This is a genomic window from Achromobacter sp. MYb9, from assembly GCF_002975275.1.
Taxonomy (GTDB): Bacteria; Pseudomonadota; Gammaproteobacteria; order Burkholderiales; family Burkholderiaceae_B; genus Achromobacter.
The window spans coordinates 35,084-51,394 of the sequence record NZ_PCOQ01000011.1 but is presented as its reverse complement, the minus strand read 5'-3'; the positions used below and the strand labels follow the sequence as shown (position 1 = coordinate 51,394).

General features: G+C 64.7%; 18 protein-coding genes and 1 pseudogene. 5 read left to right on the top strand and 14 right to left on the bottom strand.

Annotation, left to right across the window (positions count from 1 at the left end; translation table 11 throughout):
* Positions 1 to 64: 64 nt before the first annotated feature.
* The 3 genes from CQ050_RS17070 to CQ050_RS17060 all read right to left on the bottom strand — a co-directional run bounded on the left by CQ050_RS17070 (position 65) and on the right by CQ050_RS17060 (position 2,075).
* The gene (locus tag CQ050_RS17070; RefSeq protein WP_105558021.1) at positions 65 to 973 is read right to left on the bottom strand and encodes a DNA/RNA non-specific endonuclease; all 909 of its coding nucleotides are present in this window, start codon (positions 971 to 973) and stop codon (positions 65 to 67) included.
* 105 nt (positions 974 to 1,078) lie between these two features.
* Positions 1,079 to 1,681, bottom strand: a complete 603-nt coding sequence (locus CQ050_RS17065) for a LysE/ArgO family amino acid transporter (RefSeq protein ID WP_105558020.1) — start codon at positions 1,679 to 1,681, stop codon at positions 1,079 to 1,081.
* A gap of 169 nt (positions 1,682 to 1,850) precedes the next feature.
* Entirely contained in the window at positions 1,851 to 2,075 is a 225-nt protein-coding gene (locus tag CQ050_RS17060; protein WP_105558019.1) for a YdcH family protein, read from the bottom strand.
* Between the two features lie 251 nt (positions 2,076 to 2,326).
* On the opposite strand from CQ050_RS17060, the gene CQ050_RS17055 reads away from it, so the two are divergent.
* Complete coding sequence (locus tag CQ050_RS17055; RefSeq protein WP_105558018.1) at positions 2,327 to 3,475, top strand: sterol desaturase family protein; 1,149 nt, start codon at positions 2,327 to 2,329, stop codon at positions 3,473 to 3,475.
* Between the two features lie 69 nt (positions 3,476 to 3,544).
* Here CQ050_RS17055 and CQ050_RS17050 read toward each other — a convergent pair whose 3' ends face one another.
* From CQ050_RS17050 to CQ050_RS17025, 6 genes are all read right to left on the bottom strand, one after another.
* Positions 3,545 to 4,273, bottom strand: a complete 729-nt coding sequence (locus CQ050_RS17050) for an anti-sigma factor domain-containing protein (RefSeq protein ID WP_105558017.1) — start codon at positions 4,271 to 4,273, stop codon at positions 3,545 to 3,547.
* Positions 4,270 to 4,839: a sigma-70 family RNA polymerase sigma factor gene (locus CQ050_RS17045; protein ID WP_105558016.1), complete on the bottom strand. Its 570-nt coding sequence runs from the start codon at positions 4,837 to 4,839 to the stop codon at positions 4,270 to 4,272. The genes CQ050_RS17050 and CQ050_RS17045 overlap by 4 nt, the downstream gene beginning before the upstream one ends.
* 123 nt (positions 4,840 to 4,962) lie before the next feature.
* Positions 4,963 to 5,526, bottom strand: coding sequence for a DUF3455 domain-containing protein (locus CQ050_RS17040; protein ID WP_105558015.1), 564 nt, complete (start codon positions 5,524 to 5,526; stop codon positions 4,963 to 4,965).
* A gap of 133 nt (positions 5,527 to 5,659) precedes the next feature.
* Entirely contained in the window at positions 5,660 to 6,286 is a 627-nt protein-coding gene (ycaC, locus tag CQ050_RS17035) for an isochorismate family cysteine hydrolase YcaC (RefSeq protein ID WP_105558014.1), read from the bottom strand.
* Between the two features lie 129 nt (positions 6,287 to 6,415).
* Entirely contained in the window at positions 6,416 to 7,387 is a 972-nt protein-coding gene (locus tag CQ050_RS17030) for a LysR substrate-binding domain-containing protein (protein WP_105558144.1), read from the bottom strand.
* Positions 7,388 to 7,493: 106 nt separating this feature from the next.
* A complete protein-coding gene (locus CQ050_RS17025) occupies positions 7,494 to 8,459 on the bottom strand; it encodes an AraC family transcriptional regulator (protein ID WP_105558013.1) in 966 nt (321 codons plus the stop codon).
* Positions 8,460 to 8,774: 315 nt separating this feature from the next.
* On the opposite strand from CQ050_RS17025, the gene CQ050_RS17020 reads away from it, so the two are divergent.
* The 3 genes and pseudogenes from CQ050_RS17020 to CQ050_RS17010 all read left to right on the top strand — a co-directional run.
* On the top strand, positions 8,775 to 9,821 hold the full coding sequence (locus CQ050_RS17020; protein WP_105558012.1) for an aldo/keto reductase: 1,047 nt from the start codon (positions 8,775 to 8,777) through the stop codon (positions 9,819 to 9,821).
* An 86-nt stretch (positions 9,822 to 9,907) separates the two neighbouring features.
* Positions 9,908 to 11,137, top strand: coding sequence for an SMI1/KNR4 family protein (locus tag CQ050_RS17015; protein ID WP_105558011.1), 1,230 nt, complete (start codon positions 9,908 to 9,910; stop codon positions 11,135 to 11,137).
* A gap of 31 nt (positions 11,138 to 11,168) precedes the next feature.
* A pseudogene (locus CQ050_RS17010) lies at positions 11,169 to 11,906 on the top strand (YoaK family protein); the annotation flags it as partial.
* Positions 11,907 to 11,937: 31 nt separating this feature from the next.
* Here CQ050_RS17010 and CQ050_RS17005 read toward each other — a convergent pair.
* The 5 genes from CQ050_RS17005 to CQ050_RS16985 form a co-directional block, all read right to left on the bottom strand.
* Positions 11,938 to 12,693 (bottom strand): hypothetical protein, encoded by a 756-nt coding sequence (locus tag CQ050_RS17005; RefSeq protein WP_199196848.1) that lies wholly within the window; start codon positions 12,691 to 12,693, stop codon positions 11,938 to 11,940.
* Positions 12,694 to 12,715: 22 nt separating this feature from the next.
* Positions 12,716 to 13,453, bottom strand: a complete 738-nt coding sequence (locus CQ050_RS17000) for a tetratricopeptide repeat protein (RefSeq protein WP_105558008.1) — start codon at positions 13,451 to 13,453, stop codon at positions 12,716 to 12,718.
* A 116-nt stretch (positions 13,454 to 13,569) separates the two neighbouring features.
* A complete protein-coding gene (locus tag CQ050_RS16995) occupies positions 13,570 to 14,118 on the bottom strand; it encodes a fasciclin domain-containing protein (protein ID WP_105558007.1) in 549 nt (182 codons plus the stop codon).
* An 86-nt stretch (positions 14,119 to 14,204) separates the two neighbouring features.
* Entirely contained in the window at positions 14,205 to 14,894 is a 690-nt protein-coding gene (locus CQ050_RS16990) for an anti-sigma factor domain-containing protein (protein ID WP_105558006.1), read from the bottom strand.
* Complete coding sequence (locus CQ050_RS16985) at positions 14,891 to 15,436, bottom strand: sigma-70 family RNA polymerase sigma factor (RefSeq protein ID WP_105558005.1); 546 nt, start codon at positions 15,434 to 15,436, stop codon at positions 14,891 to 14,893. The genes CQ050_RS16990 and CQ050_RS16985 overlap by 4 nt, the downstream gene beginning before the upstream one ends.
* Before the next feature lie 218 nt (positions 15,437 to 15,654).
* Between CQ050_RS16985 and CQ050_RS16980 the strand changes: the two genes are divergently transcribed.
* A complete protein-coding gene (locus CQ050_RS16980; RefSeq protein ID WP_105558004.1) occupies positions 15,655 to 16,308 on the top strand; it encodes a thiopurine S-methyltransferase in 654 nt (217 codons plus the stop codon).
* Positions 16,309 to 16,311: the final 3 nt, after the last annotated feature.

The following is a 16,311-nucleotide window of genomic DNA, read 5'->3' as shown; positions in this document are numbered from 1 at the left end:
CCTATGCGGCGGGTGTGAGCCGATTTTCCCATAACCGGCGGTTGCTGGGCGACGGCCGAACCCGTTACCCCTGCGTCGGCAGCAGCTGCATTCCCGTGCGGCGCACGAATTCCTCGTAGCTGATCGGCGGGCCTTCCTTGGTGCTGGCGGCATTGGCCTGCCAGTGCACCCATGAACGCCCGGTCGTCGCGTCGTAGACCACTTTGTAGACGTAGCCGGGCACCGCGACGCCCGACCCGATCGTCTTGGGTTTGTCGGTATAGAACGGCCCCGTGAAGACGTAGACGTCGCCTGCGGCGCGCATCACGTACTTGCGCGTGTCTTGTTCGATGCGGCTCCAGGGGCCGGCGTTCTGCGTCTGGTCCTGGGGCACCATGTTGGCCAGCGAAAAGCTCTGCGCCATGGACTCCCGGGAGCCCATGTCACCGGCCGGCGCCATGTGCCCGCGCGAATAGCCCGACCCCTTGTAATCGTCCAGGTCCGATCGTTCGGAGCGGGGCAGGCGCGCTTCAGCATAGAACTTGTCCGTGCGCGGCATTCCCTGGGCCTGCGAGAGTGTTTTCCGGTTCAGCCGTTCGGCTACGAAGACAGGAGTCTTTGTCTGGCCGCTATGCAAAACGGCGAATGCCGAGAAGCACAACTCGCGCAGATCGCCCCGGCTGGGAACGACAGGCATGTTGCCTTTCGGAAAAAACTGGGGGCAATCGGCAAAGCGGGTCTGGGAGAGCGCCCCGGCCGGCACCACGATGGGCGCGAATTTCTCTTGGGGCGGCCAGCCCAGCTTCGCCAGAATCGCGTCGGGCGAGAATTGGGCGGGCCATTGCGGCTTCAGTACGTAGGTGGCCGCGCCAAAACTGGCCAGCGACGACACCAGGAGCGCCCGCAGGAATCGGTATGTGCGGCCTGCCGAGCGGGTCTGGCTATGGGCTGCCGGGCGTTTTTTTCGTTGAACGGGTTTCTTCGCGCGCGTCATGCTACCTGTGTGTTGCTACAGGCCGGCGCCTTGGTAAGGCCGGCACGGCGACGATTGTAGATGACGGCTGGTGCCCCCTTATTTTGCCCGCCGGACCCGGCTTGTTTACACCACCAGCTTCACCCCGATCGCAAGCATCGCGACCCCCACGCACGCGTCCAGCACGCGCCATGCGCGTGGGTTGGCGAACAGGGGGCGCAGCAGGCGCGCGCCGTAGCCCAGCGTGAAGAAGAAGACGAACGAGGCCGTCATCGCGCCCAGCGCGAAGGCGGTCTTGGCGCCTTCGTACTGGCTGGAGATCGACCCCAGCAGCACCACGGTATCCAGATAGACATGCGGGTTCAGCCAGGTGAAGGCCAGGCAGGCTGCCAGCGTGGCGGCCAGGCCCGCCGTCTGCTTGGAGGAAGGCGACAGGCTGTCATGCTGCGTGCGCAGGGCAGAGCGCAAACTGCGCACCCCGTAGACCAGCAGGAACAGGGCGCCGCCGTAGCGCATGGCGGGTTCCAGCCAGGGCAGGGTATTGACGGCGAGTCCAAAGCCGGCGACCCCGGCAGCGATCAGCAGGGCGTCGGACACGGCGCACGTCAGGCAGATGGCAAACACGTATTCCTGGCGCAGCCCTTGCCGCAGCACAAAAGCGTTCTGCGCGCCGATCGCAACGATCAGCCCGAAACTGAGCAGGAAGCCCGGAATGAAGGCGGTGGTCATGGATTGCCCTGTAAAAGGGCGACAGACTAGCCTTTTCCGGAAAATTAGAAAAACTAAATAGCCTAAATCAACGTTAGTTTCGCTAAATAGGCCATGTGATGCCGGCTGTTGGGCGGTGGCGCGCTTGCGTCCAGGCGCGAAGGACGCTGCCGCCTCCAGCCGTCAGGGATCAGCCGCCGTTTTGATCGGCCGCCTTCAGCAAGCCATAGAGCTTGTCCTTGAGCTGCAGCTTTTCCTTTTTCAGCACCTCGATATTGGTGCCGGAACTGGGGACGATACCGTCCTCCATATTCTTGATTTCCTGGTCTAGATCGTTATGGCGTTGGAACAGGGCGGAGAAATGCGCGTTCTCGGATTTCAGCTGGGTAATGAGTTGGCGATATTCAGGGAACATTGAGGCCTCTCTTGGGTACCAGTTGACGGGACCGGTGGCGCGCCAGGCATGACGCGTGCCGGCGTCGATTCCATGACACGCCAACGCCCGGGCCTTGTCAACCGAAGGGCCAAATCCTCCTCCACCAGGAATTGACGCGGCGCAAGCGCGCCGTGACTCTAGCAAAACTGTCTCGCATGCTCACGTTTCTTTACATGAGTGTTTCCGCCCGGAGATACACTCGCTTCCCCGTGGTCAGCCATAAAAGTGACATGAAACAGCGCGTGCCCATCTATCGGCAAGTCTTTGAACTCTTTAGGCAGGACGGACGTATCCATGCGGGTACGGGAATGATGAGCGGCGTGATTGCGCTGTTCCTGGCCATCCTGGCGGTGCTGGGTGTGTTGGCCTTCCACTTCCCTGCCTATCTGACCACGCCGGAACTGCGCGCCTTCTATTCCGTGGATGCCATGCGCACGCTGCTGTTTGGCGCGCTGCTCGTGTCGGGGTCGATCGCGCTGGCCAACACGGTGCTGGGCCGCCAGCGCTGGCTGAACATCTCGGCCTTCGTGCTGGTCTGCTGCGCCGTCGCGGCCGGCGGCAGCCAGGTCGTGGTGACCACGACCAACACGGGCAATCACCCGTACCTGGGCCTGGATTGGTTCATCCTGGATTTGCTGGCCTCCAGCACGGTCTTCATCATTTTCGAGAAGTTGACGCCCTTGTATCCGGGGCAGCCGGTGTTCCGCGGCGAATGGCAAGTGGACATGAAGCACTTCCTGTTCAACCACCTGTCGGTGGGGGCAGTGCTGTTGTGCATCAACTTTTTCATTCACCGCCTGTTCTCGTGGGCAGCGTACGAGCCCTTGCAGGCCGCGATCCAATCCATGCCGTATTTGCTGGAGCTGTTCGTCGCCGTGCTGGTGGCGGATCTGGCGCAGTATGCCGCGCACCGGGTCTATCACGAGGTGCCCGTCATGTGGCGCTTCCATGCCGTGCACCACAGCACGCGCACGCTGGATTGGCTGGCGGGTTCGCGCCTGCACATCGTGGAGCTGCTGATTACGCGCGTGGCGGTGCTGGGCGTGCTGTTCGTGCTGGGTTTTTCGAAATCGGTGCTGGACGCCTACATCATCATCGTCGGCTTCCAGGCAGTGCTGATCCATTCCAACGTGAAGCTCCCGTGGGGATGGCTCCGCTACATCATCGTGACACCCGACTTCCACCATTGGCACCACTCGTCGGACAGGGAAGCGATCGACAAGAACTACGCGGCGCACTTCTCGTTCATCGACTACATCTTCGGTACCGCCGTGCGCGGGGTGGGCAAGCGCTTGCCCGAGAACTACGGCATTCTGGACAACGACATGCCGGGCACCTTTCTGGCGCAGCAGGCGTATCCCTTCCTGCGCAAAAAGTAGGTCTTCCGGGCGTCCGGGCCAGCGCGCCCGGACGATTCCCCATCGGCCGTTTCCCCATCGGCCGTTTCCCTACAGCATCTTGACCGCGCGCCCGATGAATTGAATCGGACCCGTGGGCTTGCCGATGGGCGAACCGGTCTTGGGCTCCAGGGTCAGCTCGAAGAGCTGATTGGGTTCCAGCGGCGGCAGCTTGTCCAGCGGGATGCGAACGGGCTCGCCGGGCTTGACCAGGCCCAGCGACACAGGGCCGGCCCACCCGTCGGCCTTGGTCCAGAATTCCAGGGCGCGGTCCGGTGGGACTTCGGTCGCGGCCAGCGGCACCAATTGCACGGTGTTTTGACCCGCCTGCGCTTGCACCACCCAGCCCGGCGCCTGCGATTGCGGCGCCACCAGCACCACCACATATTGCGGCGTACCCGGCACGGTCGCAGGCCGTAGCGCGAGCGTGCTTCCCAGGATCAGCACGGCAGCCATGCCACCGGCCGCCAGGCTACGCCAGAAGCGCAGGCTATCCCACAGGCCCGGACTGCGGCGGGGGGCGGAAGGCTGGTGTTGGGAGCGCTTGCCGTCCAGCGTGCGGGTGATGCGCGGCCATAGGCTGGCGGAGGGTTCGACGGGCGAGGACAGATTCGTCAGCGGCAGCAGCCGTTCTTCCCAGCGGGTGACCGCGGAGCGCAAAGCGGCGTCGTGCGTCAACCGGGCCTGAACCTCGCGGCGCGCCTGCGCGGACAAGGTGCCCAGCACATATTCGCCCGCCAGATCGTCCAGGCTATCGGGGGTGGCTTGGGGCGCGGTCATGCCAGGCACTCCTTGAGCGCTTGCAGGCTGCGCTTGATCCAGGCCTTGACGGTGCCCAGCGGCGCGCCCAGGCGCTGGGCGATTTCGCTATGCGACAGCCCTTCCACATAGGCGTGCAACACACAGTTGCGGCGCACGGGTTCCAATTGCTCCAGGCAAGGGCCGATCTGGCCGGCACTGGCGCGCCAGTCGAAGGCGTCGCGTGTGTCGTGCCACGCTTCGATGGCGTCGCGGGCATCCAGCGCAGCGGCGGTGTCTTCGTCGACGCCCGTCTCGCGAGCAGTGTCGCGCAACGCGTTCAGCGCCAGGTTGCGGGTGATGCTGTAGACCCAGCCGCGTCCTGAACCGCGGCCGGCATCGAAGCTGCCGGCCTGATTCCAGATCTTGACAAAAGCGTCATGCACGATGTCCTCTGCCCAAGCGCGGTCGCGCAGCAGTCGTTGGGCCACGCCAAGCAGGCGCGGGCCTTCTTGTCGGTAAAGGGCTTCCAGCGCGGGCCGACGGCCGGCCGCACACGCCTTCAGGGCAGCTTCGTAATCGAAATCCGGGGCCAGGCGGTTCGGCATGCGAGAACGGGAGCGGGAAGTGGGCGGCCGTGCGGGCAGGGGGCGCACGGTGGGAATGGCGCCATCTTACCGGACTCCCTGCGCGCTACCCGCGCCAGCCGGAGGGCTGGCGCGGGCGGCGCTTTAGTTCGCCTTCCAGAAGATGTAGTCGGCTTGATATTGCACCTGGCTCTTCTGGCCCAGCATGGCCGGGGTGCAGGGCGTCTTCGGCGCCACGCCACCCTTGAGCGCCACGCGCTGGATGTACGTCACGCCAGTCAGCGCGCCCGCGCCCATGGCGGGATTGGCCTTCACCAGCTGATAGGGGATGTTGCCGTCACCCGACGGGGCAACCGCCAGTTGGGTGCCGGTCAGTTTGGATCCGTCCATGGCTTCCCAGGTGGCCGGCGGGCCGTAGTAGGTGCCCACCTGCTTGCCCTGACGGTCGTTCAACACCGCCTTGGGACCCGCGAAGACCCATTCCGCCTGGCTTTTCATGTCGGCCTTGGCGCGGCATTCATAGGTGATTTCGCCCACGCCCACGGTCTCCCACGCTACCTTGTTGCCGGCGGGCACCTGGATGCTGGCGGGAAGGGCGGCCTGTGAATAGGCCATGGACTTGGAACTCATCGAGCCGCAAGCGGCCAGGAGCGACACGGCGAACAGGCCGGCAACGGTGGGAAGGCGATTCGAACGTTGGGTCTTCATGAGCGGTCTCCAGCGGCGTGTAAGAGCCAGTAGACGACGCGCACGATGCGCGCCGGTACAGGTACTACACGGGGGAAGCCGCTTTGGATGCAGTCCGGACGAAATTATTTTCGTCCGGCCGCATCTTGCGCCGTTACTTCGCGGCGCGGTTGGCCGAGTACGAGGCCATCAGGTTGCGATAGTCGGGGATGTGGTTGGCGAACAGCGTGCCCAGGCCTTCGACGTCGTTGCGCCAGTCGCGGTGCAGCTCGCATGCCACGCCGAACCAGGACATCAGTTGCGCGCCGGCCTGCTCCATGCGGCTCCACGCGGCGTTGCGGGTGACTTCGTTGAAGGTACCCGAGGCATCCGTCACGACGAACACGTCAAAGCCTTCTTCCAGGGCCGACAGGGCGGGGAAGGCCACGCACACTTCGGTGACCACGCCAGCGATGATCAACTGCTTCTTGCCGGTAGCCTTGACCGCCTTGACGAAATCTTCGTTGTCCCAGGCGTTGATGTTGCCGGGGCGGGCGATATAAGGGGCCTTGGGGAATTTGTCTTTCAGTTCCTGGACCAGCGGGCCGTTGGGGCCGTCTTCGAAGCTGGTGGTCAGGATCGTGGGCAGCTTGAAATACTCGGCCAGATCCGCCAGCGCCAGCACGTTGTTCTTGAATTGGTCGGGTTGGAAATCGCGCACCAGGGAAAGCAGGCCGGCCTGGTGGTCAACCAGCAGGACGGCGGCTTCGTTCTTGTCCAGCTTCACATAGGGTTTGGTCATGGTTTGCTCCGTGATGTCGTCAGATCGGGGTGCGCGGTATCGGCGCGGGGTTAAACACGTGAGTGCATGAACAGAATTCTAAATACAAGCCAATGGCATCGGTAGATAGGATATTCGCGCTTCAGCGTTCTATATATCGGACGATAAGTGCCCGCCCTTCAGGACGGGAATGCCGTGGCGCCGTTGTGTGTCGGACTCCAGGCGGGCGTTTTCACGGTACTCCGTATTCATGAAATCCAGTAGCTCTCGCACGGCGGGCAGCAGGCCGCGCCGCGACGGGAAGACCGCGTGCACGGCGCCAGGTTCCGGATACCAGGGCGCACCGACCGGCACCAGCGTGCCGGCGTCCAGTTCGTCGCGGATCATCATCAGGGGCAGGGCAGCCACGCCCACGCCGCGCAGCGTGGCTTGCTTGAGCGCCAGCATGTCGTCGGTGACCAGGCGCGGCGTGAACGGCACGTTCTGCCGTGCGCCCTCGGGGCCATCCAGGCGCCACAGGCATTCGCGCTGTTCGGTGCCGAGCGCCAGCGTGGGCAACTGGCTGATCTGGCTGATGTCGGCATTGGCGGGCAGGGTGCGCGCCAGCGCCGGGCTGGCCACCAGGCTTTGGCAACTGGTGCCCAGATGCTTCATCACCAGGTCGCTGCTTTCAATAGGGCCGAAGCGCACGCGCACCGCCAGGTCGAACCCTTCGCGCAGCACGTCGACGGGCCGGGAGAAGCTCTTCAGGTACACCTGCACCTTGGGGCACTTTTCCATGAAGCGCGCCACGACGTCGCCCAGGAAGTAATAGATCAACGCGGGCGGCGCGCTCATGCGGATCGTGCCTTGGGGTTCGGCATGGGTGCGGTCGATGACGTCTTGCGCGGCTTCGGCGCCTGCCAGCATCGACAGGCACTGGTCGAAATACTCCTGGCCCAGCTCGGTAACGGCGAAAGTGCGGGTGGAGCGCTGGATCAGGCGCACGCCCAACCGCTCTTCCAACAGCGCGATACGACGGCTGAGCCGGGACTTGGGAATGTCCAGGGCGCGTCCGGCTGGCGCGAAGCCGCCATTCCTGACGACCTGGACAAAATAGTAGAGATCATTCAAGTCGTGCATGGACTGTCCGCTGTTCTGAAGATTGGGCATAGTCGCGAGCATATAACGCCCGCCACCCGCCCAAGCGGAAAGCCTGCGGTATGTCGGCTTGAAGGGGGCTGCGGGATCAGGCGGCCGCGGCGGCCGCTTCCTCTTTCCAGCGTTGTTTGTCGCGCAGCGGCGGTGTGCCGAACAGGCGGCTGTATTCGCGGCTGAACTGCGACGAGCTCTCGTACCCGACGGCGTGCGCGGCCAGCGCCACCCCGGCGTCGTCGCTCAGCATCAGGCGGCGCGCCTCTTGTAGCCGCAGGTGTTTCTGGTATTGCAGCGGGCTCATCGCGGTGGCCTGCTTGAAGTGATGATGCAGTGACGACACGCTCATGTGCACGTCGCGGGCGATCTCTTCCACGCGCAGCGGCTGGGCGTAGTTGTCGCGCAGGATGCGGATGGCTTTTGCCACGCGATTCAGCTGGCTGTCCTGCAGCACGGTCTGGCGCAGCACCACGCCCTGGCCGTTCATCAGCAGGCGGTATAGCAGTTCGCGTTTGACCATGGGCGCCAGGATGGGGATGTCGCGCGGGGTATCCAGCAGCCGCAACAGTCGAAGCACCACATCCAGCAACGACCCGCCCAGCGGATTCACGCACAGCGCGCGCGACGCTTCGGCCGGGAGCAGCGGCGGCAGGTGCTCGTCGCTGATCAGCTCTGCGATCTCTTCCGGATTCAGGTCCAGCCGCAGGCCCAGATAGGGCAATGTCGGGCTGGCGACCGAGACCTTGGCCACCACCGGCAGATCCACGGACGAGATCAGGTAGTGGAAGGGATCGTATTCATAGGACTCGTCGCCGATCAGCACGCGCTTGGAACCCTGGGCAATGACGGCCAACGCGGCCTTTTGCAAACCGGGCTTGGCACCGGTGGGTTGCGACAGGCGATGCAGGTACAGCCCTTCGATGGGGGTATCCAGCGACCCCTCCAGGTCGCCCGTCATCCGGTCCAGCGTGCAAAGCAGTTCGCGGCGGGCCGGTTCGTAGGCGATGTCCAGCGGGGCGGTGCTGACGAAATCTCCGGGTCGAACGGTAGTAATAGGCATGGAGGCTCCTGAAGGCGTGCCGCCCGCGCACGCGACCGGCGGAGCAGAGGATTAAGCAGACTCCAGTGTATGCCCCGGAGCCACGGGCTGGACAGTGGCTATTTTGGGGTGTGGAGAAATGGGCAAAAAGTTTGGAGGATCGGGCGCATGCCTGATTCTCTGTCATGGCAGCCAGAGAATCAGGCAAAAAAAGGGCAGGATCAAGCAGCGCATGGGCGGCGGGGCGGACGCATACTGTGTCGACCCCGGCAAGCAAGCGTCCGGCGTCCCATCCCGGGGCGCGTGGGCCGGCTGGCCCCCTGAAGGAGTGCAATCATGCGGTACAAGAAATTTGGCAGCACCGGCCTGTTCGTCTCGGAACTCTGCCTGGGCACCATGACCTTCGGCGGCGAAGGCGAACTGTGGAGCAAGATCGGCAGCCTGCAACAAGAAGACGCCAACCGCCTGGTCGGCCGCGCCTTGGACGCGGGCGTCAATTTCATCGACACGGCCGACGTGTACTCCGAAGGCCGGTCCGAGATGATTACCGGCCAGGCGCTACGTGATTTGAACGTGGCGCGCGACGACGTCGTCATCGCCACCAAGGTCTTCGGCCAGACGGGCGCCGGCGTGAACGCGCGGGGCAATTCACGCTTTCACATCATGGATAGCGTCAAGAAAAGCCTGTCGCGCCTGCAACTGGACCATATCGACCTCTACCAGATCCACGGCTTCGACCCGGCCACGCCTGTCGAGGAAACCGTGCGCGCGCTGGACAACCTGGTGCAGCACGGCCATGTGCGCTATGTGGGCGTATCCAACTGGGCTGCCTGGCAGATCATGAAGGCGCTGGGCATCGCCGAACGTCTGGGGTTGGCGCGGTTCGAGTCACTGCAGGCCTATTACACGATTGCCGGCCGCGACCTGGAGCGCGAAATCGTGCCCATGCTGCAAAGCGAAGGCGTGGGCCTGATGGTGTGGAGCCCGCTGGCGGGCGGTTTGCTCAGCGGCAAGTATGGCCGTGATGGCAGCGCCGAAGCCGGCAGCCGCCGCGCCGCGTTTGATTTCCCGCCGGTGGACCGCGACCGCGCCTATGACAGCATCGACGCACTGAAAACGGTGGCCGATGCACGCGGCGTGTCGGTCGCGCAGGTCGCGTTGGCCTGGTTGCTGCACCAGCAAGCGGTGACCAGCGTCATCATCGGCGCCAAGCGTGTCGATCAGCTGGACGACAACCTGGCGGCCACTGCCATCAAGCTGTCGGACGATGAGCTGGCCGCGCTGGACAAGGTCAGCGCGCTGCCGCCCGAGTACCCGAGTTGGATGCACGTGCGCCAGGGCGAGTTCCGACGCAAGCAGCTCGCCGAATCCGGCGCGGCGTAAGCCAGGCGGGTCCCGGCGGGGACCCGCCATCTTTTTGCGGCATCCCGCTAGTAGAATCTCCGCAGTTGCCACTCCGAAGATTCCACATGAGCGACTTTTTCTCCTCCGACGACATTCGCGCGCTGCGCGAACACGGTATTGCGTTGTTCGCCGACCGCGTGTTGATCGGCGTGCAACCGCCCCTGACCGAGGCGCGCATTGCAGAAATCGAAACGGCCTGCGCGGGCCCCTTGCCCGAGGCGTTGCGCGCGTTGTGGCGCCTGACCGCGGGGGGCGAACTGGCCTACGATCTGCGCGCGAACATGGACGGCAATGAAGAGGCGCTGAGCTGGGCCGAACTGTTTTATGACGGCAGCGACCACTATCGCGATTTGCAAGGGTGGATCGAACACGAACAAGAGTGTGCTGAAGAGGCGGCGACCGAACACGGGGAAACCTGGAATGGCAAGTTGCGCTATCTGCCGATCGGCGGCTTTGAATATTGCGACCGGGTCTATGTGACGGTCGAACCCGGTCCGCATGCCGGCAGCATCGTGGCGTGGAAAATGGGCTTGCCGGGCTGGACACATGCCTTGCAACAGGACGGCATTGCGACCATCGCGCCGAATCTGCACGCCGCTTTCGCCGCGCTGTGCCTGGAGACCGACCCGGAACATGACGAAGACAGCCCCGGCGTGCGCGTGCTGGAGTATCTGGACGAACGGGTATCCGACCACGGCATGCCGCAGGCGCTGGCGGATAAGCTGACGGCGTTCTACCTGCGGGCGCGGCTGGACTGGCGTGGTCCGCTGGCCGCCGGCACGCTGCTTGAGTCTGCGTATTTGGCCGGCCTGGCCCTGCAGCATGCGCTAGCCCATGATGATGACGCGCTGGTACGCCAATTGGCTGCGCTGGGCATGGTTTTCGACGGGCCCCTGCGCGGGAGCGCCACGCCGATCGAGGTCGCGCTGATCCAGCATGCCTACGCGGCGGCCGACGCGTTGCTGGAGGCCGGCGCGCCGGTCTGCCCCACGGCGATCCATCGCATCGAGCGCAAGCCTCCGCCCCAGTTGGTGCAGCGTCTGCTGGCCCAGGGCGCCGTTCCCGATGCCCTGGGCGTCGCGCGGTGCGTGGCTTGCGGATCGCCCGAGGCTGCCCGCCTGATCGCCGCGGCCTGCGGAGAAGGCGTCCAGACCGCGTACGCCGACGTGCGCGATTCGATGGCCAATACCTACGAAGAAGACCTGCGCCGCGTGCGGGCGGGCAAACTGGGCCATTATCTGGGGGCCGAGGGCTTGGCTGAACGCGTCGCCAATCTTCGTGAGTTCTCGCTGTGACGTTCAACGTTCTTGTTTCGAAGGGGCAAGCGTGGCCATACCGTATTTGCGGCGGTTGACGGCTGTCAGTCGCAGCCCGCAAGCTAACCGGCATCTTGCCTATTTCCTGACCTTCACCGCTGGCGCCGTCAACGCCGGCGGCTTCCTGGCCGTTCAGCAATACACCTCGCACATGTCGGGCATCGTCTCGATGATGGCCGACCACATGGCGCTGGGCGGCATGATCGTCGTGCTGCAGGGCCTGGCGGCATTGCTTTCTTTTCTGGCCGGCGCGGCAGGCTCCGCTTTCCTGATCAATTTCGGCCGGCGCTCGCGCTTGTCCAGCGAATATGCCTTGCCGCTGTTGCTTGAAGCCGTCTTGCTGCTTGCCTTCGGGCTGCTGGGCGCCAATCTGGAGACGCTGCGCTGGTTCTATGTGCCGGGCACCGTGATGCTGTTGTGCTACATCATGGGCCTGCAAAACGCCATGATCACCAAGGTGTCACGCTCCGAGATACGCACGACGCACGTGACGGGCATGGTGACCGACATCGGCATCGAACTGGGCAAGCTCTTTTACTGGAACGTGGCCAAGAGCGACGCTCACGCCATGCCGCCCGTGCGCGCCGACCGTGGCAAGCTGACCGTGCTGAGCCTGATGGTCACGTTGTTCTTCGTGGGGGGCGTGACGGGCGCGTATTCGTTCTTTCATTTTGGCTTCGGCTCGACCTGGCCGTTGGCGCTGCTGCTGACGTTGCTGGCGATGGTGCCGATCACGGACGATATCCGCAGCTTCTTCCATCGCGCCTAGCCGACGTCCGCTATGACGTCGCCTTGGTCACCGCAGAGTGGTTCAGGAACACCTGTAGCGCCGCCAGCATTTCATAGTGCAGCCGTTCCAACCGGGCGTCCTTGGCGGGATCGGTCACCGCATAGCCCTTGCTGTCCAGCGGATACGGCTCGCCCAGCAAGCGGGCCATGTCGATCTGGTAGTAACTGGCATCGCCATACGGACGTTTGCCGTCGATGTATGGCATCGGCCAGAAACGCTCGCCTTCGCGTAGCACGGCTTGCAGCGATTTCGCGTCCACCTCGCGCCAGGCAGCCGCGCGCAGCAACGTCAGGTGCGCGTTGCGCAGCGTGAACCCGCCTTGCGCATCCACGCCGCTTTGCGGGAAGTCGAAGGCCTCTTTCATTTCGGCCGGCACGGCGTAGCGCCCCGGCCGCAACATGCCCAGTGAACCCACGTAGCGCGGGATCAAGCGGCAGACCTCCGCCAGGCGGCGGATGGCCAGCCCATCGTCCGTGGTCTTGAGTATCTTGCGCGCGGTGCCCAGCGTGTCGGGCCCGCCCAGCAGCGGTTGTTCGAAATCGATGGTTGGCGCGCCGGATTCCACGGGCATCCACAGCACGCGCAACACGCGCATCAACGCCGCGTGTTGGCCGGTGAAGGCCAGGGTGCCGGAGGGTGTTTCATAAACCTGCCGGATGATCGCGTCGCGACCCGGCGCCGCGATGGCGCGCAATGGTGCAAGGGGCAGGCTGGCCATGGCAAGCAACAGGGTCCGGCGGGTCATCAGGGCTCCAGGCAAGACGGGCTCATTTTGGCATGCTGTCCAGTTCGGACGCGGCCAGTGGGTATCCGGGCTGCAGGCGCAGCGCCGCTTCGTAGGACCGGCGGGCATCGCTCAAGCGGCCCAGCCGGCGTTGAAGGTTGCCCATGTTGGTCAGGATCAGCGCGCTGGCGGGCTTGGCCGCGACGGCTTTCTGATAGGTCTGGAGCGCTTCGGCTTCACGGTCCATGGCGTCCAGCAACGAGGCCTGCAGGTTGTAGCCGATGCTCCAGTCGGGATGGCGCCGGGTCAGCTCGTACGTGGTTGCCAGCGCGTTGGGCAGGTCGGAACGTTCGGCTTGCACGCCCGCCTTGTTGATGTAGGCCCACTTGCTGTCGGGATTCAGCGTGATGGAACGGTCGATCAGCGCTTGCGCGGCGGCAGGGTTGCCTTGCTGGCTTTGCAGCTTGCCCAGGAACAGCAACACATCCGCATTGCGCGGATCCTGCCGCGCCATCTCTTCGCCGATGCGCAGCGCTTGCGCGCGGTCGCCGGCACGCAATGCCGCGGAAACCTGCGCGTTCAATGCCTGCATGGCGGGCGGCAACTGCTGGATGCGCGCGCGCAGGGCTTCGTTCTCGGCCTGCAGTTCGGTTTGATAGGCGTGGTCCAGCTGGGACGCGGTTTGCGCCAAGGCGGCGGACGGCGTCAGGGAACAAGCCAGCGCAAGTAGCGGCGAACCAAGCAAAAAAGACGTCAAACGGCGGCGCAGGGTCGCAAGCATGAGGGCGGTGGTTCGGAAGAAGGGATGGGTGCCTACGATACCGGAACTGCGGCCGCCGGCAAGAAAAAGCCCGGCGGGACGGCCGGGCTGCCTGCGCTACGGGTTTGCCGGTGCGGTTACTTCGGCATCAGCACGGTATCGATGACGTGGATCACGCCGTTGGACTGGTAGACATCGTAGGTGCTGATGGTGGACACGCCGCCCTTTTCGTCCTTCAGGGTCAGGTTGTGCTTGCCGTTCATCATCACCCACAGCTTGCCGCCGCTGGCGGTGGCCAGTTCCGTCGAGCCGCCGCCCTTCTTGATCTTGGCCGCCAGGGCGTCGAAGTCCAGCTTTCCGGGCACGACGTGATAGGTCAGGATCTGGGTCAGCGTTGCCTTGTTTTCCGGCTTGACCAGGGTATCGACTGTGCCGGCCGGCAGTTTGCCGAAGGCAGCGTTGGTGGGGGCGAAGACCGTGAACGGGCCCTTGCCTTGCAGCGTATCGACCAGGCCCGCAGCTTTCACTGCCGCGACCAGTGTGGTGTGGTCCGCGGAATTCACGGCGTTCGCGACAATGTTCTTCGCGGGCATCATCGCCTGTCCGCCGACCATGACGTCGGCGGCATACGTGGGCGACAGGGTCAAGGCAGAGCAGGCGATGGCAATCGAGGCTAGCAATTTCATGACGATCTCCTTTTGTGTGGCCGTCATGAGGAGATACGAGGCTGGCTGCCGATTGGATGCGCTTATTTTCTAGGTACAAACCCGGATCAGATGACCTTGCCGCTGAGCACGATCGGCCCCGTGGGGATGCCGTTGGGCGCGCCACCCGCCGGTTCCAGCGTGACGGCGACCGTATCGCCCGGCAGGGGCGGCAGGCGCGGCGTCAGTACGGTGGTCTGGCCGGGTAGCACCAGGCCCAGCGAACGCGGCGCCTGCCCGGGCGAGATCGCCCACAGTTCCAGCGCGCGGCCGTCGGCCAGCGCCACCAGGTCTTGCATGGGCTGCGCCGACAGGCGCTTGTCCGGCAGCCGGTTCAGCACCAGCGCGCCCGGCGCTTGTTCGGCAGACAGGACGGCAAGCGTGCGGACGTCTTGCGGCGCGGTGGGCGGTTTGAGCATCAAGAACGCCAACACCATGACCGCGGCCGCCAGCCCGGCGGATAGCGTCCGCCACCAGGACAGGCCGCGCCAGGCCGACGGGCGGGGGGGCGCCGCGGCAGGGCTGGCCGCTGGCGCGATGCGGGCCGAAATCGCCTGCCAGACGTGCGCCGGGGGCGGTTCCGGAGGCAGGGCCAAGGCCAGGGGCAGCAACCGCTCTTCCCATTCGGCCACGGCCCGGCGCAGGCCGGCGTCGTCGCGCATCAATTGGACGAACCGGCGCCGGGCTCCCGCGCGCAAGCCGCCCAGCACGTACTCGGCGGCCAGGCGATCCTGCAGTTCGGGGTGGCGGTAGTTCATTCCAAACACCTTTTCAGCCGTTGCATGCCACGGCGTATCCAGCTCTTTATCGTTCCCAGCGGCGTGTCCAGACGGGTCGCGATATCGGGATGCGCCAGATCGTCGAAAAACGCCATGGCGATGGCGACGCGTTGCGGCCCTTCAAGTTGCGCCATGCAATCCGCCAGCCGGCGGCCTTCCTGGCTGGTTTCCAGGCGGGCAAGCGGACCAGGGCTGTCGTCGGCCATCGCCAGCGTCAGCGCATCGTCCGGATCCGGAACCTCGATGCCGGGACGCCGCAGGCGGTCGATGCACCGGTTCCTGACGATCCGGGTCATCCATGTCATTGGCTGGCTTTGCGCGGCCTGGTACTGCCCGGCCTCACGCCAGATCGATACGAAGCACTCTTGCAACACGTCTTCCGCGGCAGCCTGGTCTCTCAACATACGTCGGGCAAGGGCAAACAGATGCGGGGACGCCAGGCGATAGATCTCCGCCAGCGCGGATTCACGCTTATCCGCGCACTGGGCGAGCAGGGCCTGGAGGTGCTGGGCGTCGGGCATCGGTTCCTGAGGGACGGGCATGCTGCAGCAGAGCATACCGGGCGCGCCCGTCGGCGTCACCCGTTTCGGGGCACTACAATGCCCGGCACCGGATTGCGCGGCATCAAGCGCGCCGGGGGCGATACCCGTTACGCTGGGTGCGCCAAGGCGTCCGGGTCCCGGCCGACCCGGTAGAAGCGATGAGCTTGCAACCGCAATACAGGAGGAGCAGACAAGATATGGACGCAGAATTCTGGTTGGAACGCTGGCGCGAAGGGCGCACGCACTTTCATCAGACCCGGATTACCCCGCTCTTGCAGAAGTACTGGCCCACGCTGGCCGTACCGAAGGGTGGACGGGTACTGGTTCCGCTCGCCGGAAAGTCGCTGGACATGGTCTGGCTGGCGGCACAGGGCCATTCCGTGCTGGGAGTCGAACTCTCCCAGCTTGCGGTCGACCAGTTCTTCGAAGAGAACGAGCTTCGGCCCGTCACGCATGAATCCGTCTACGGCAAGCATTACGTGTCGGGCAACATCGAGATCATCTGCGGCGATATCTTCAAGCTGGATGCGCAAGTGCTGTCGCACTGCGTGGGCGTGTACGACCGGGCGGCGCTGGTTGCCTTGCCCGAGCCCATGCGCGCCCAGTATGCAAGCCACGTCTACGGGCAGTTGTCGCCCGCGTGCCGGGGCCTGCTGATCACGCTGGACTATCCGCAGGAAGAGATGGCGGGGCCGCCATTCTCGGTGGTGGACGAAGAGGTCCAGGCGATCTTCGCGGGCGTCATGCCCGCGGTGATCATCGACCGCCGGGACATCCTCGACAAGGAACCCAAGTTCCAGGGCGCCGGCGTCAGCCGCCTGGACACGGTGGTATACCGCCTGGGCGTGTAGGCC